Source organism: Psychrobacter sp. W2-37-MNA-CIBAN-0211, assembly GCF_040309405.1.
In the GTDB taxonomy this organism is placed as follows: domain Bacteria; phylum Pseudomonadota; class Gammaproteobacteria; order Pseudomonadales; family Moraxellaceae; genus Psychrobacter; species Psychrobacter glaciei.
Genome location: NZ_JBEOOU010000043.1, coordinates 1 through 481 on the forward strand (window position 1 = coordinate 1; position 481 = coordinate 481).

Below are 481 nucleotides of genomic sequence, written 5' to 3' on the forward strand. Positions count from 1 at the left end.
GACATTATGGGATGCTACGCAGCAAAATGGTTACCCAACAAAAAGGCTTGTCGCATTATTAATGGGACAAGCCTTTTTTGCTAAATGGTCGCAGTGTTATCGCAATAAGCACTTAACGCTGATGTAGTGCGTAGTCGCTACCATCTTTAGCAGTAAATACCTTACAACTACCTTCAGTAGGCTGACAGCCTGTGTGGATTAAGCTAATCCATTGCTTGTATGGCGTTGGCAAATTCTTAATTGGAATGGCAACCTGAATATCTTCGATATTGGCTTGGTCTGTGGTGCCCATTTTTCCTTGGCGGTCGAAACAAATCTCAACATGGGTATCGTTATTTTTTAATACCACAGAGGTGGTGTCACTTTTGTGGCCCGTCAAGGCAACAAATTGACATGGATTTTGTAAACCACACTGTGAACCATCTTTTAAAAACGCCAATAAGTGATTGTAATAAACAACATAGCTGCTGACGTCTTGGTG

Annotated in this window: 1 protein-coding gene; it reads right to left on the minus strand. The window is 41.6% G+C overall.

Annotation, left to right across the window (positions count from 1 at the left end):
* Nucleotides 1-112 precede the first annotated feature (112 nt).
* A partial coding sequence (locus tag AAEY72_RS14195; RefSeq protein WP_502945388.1) for an aldolase/citrate lyase/malate synthase family protein occupies nt 113-481 on the minus strand: 369 nt, incomplete at its 5' end.